General features: G+C 67.8%; 1 protein-coding gene. It reads right to left on the minus strand.

Annotation, left to right across the window (positions count from 1 at the left end; translation table 11 throughout):
- Positions 1–261: zinc-binding dehydrogenase (locus tag ACLJNW_RS26060; protein WP_410961483.1), on the minus strand; the 261-nt coding region annotated here is incomplete at both ends.

Below are 261 nucleotides of genomic sequence, written 5' to 3' on the forward strand. Positions count from 1 at the left end.
GGGCGACGATGCCGCAGACCGGGATCCGGGCCTTGGCGTTGAGCAGCGGGAAGACAGCGTCGAAGACCTTGCCGCCGACGTTCTCGTAATAGATGTCGATGCCGTCCGGGCAGGCCTCGGCCAGTCGTTCGGCGAAGTCCGCGGCATGGTGGTCGAGGCAGGCATCGAAGCCGAGCACCTGCACGGCGTGGCGGCATTTTTCCGCACCGCCGGCGACGCCGACCACTCGGCAGCCCTTGAGCTTGCCGATCTGTCCGACGG

The sequence above is a fragment of the Salmonella sp. SAL4457 genome (assembly GCF_046548235.1).
Classification (GTDB): domain Bacteria; phylum Pseudomonadota; class Gammaproteobacteria; order Enterobacterales; family Enterobacteriaceae; genus Salmonella; species Salmonella enterica.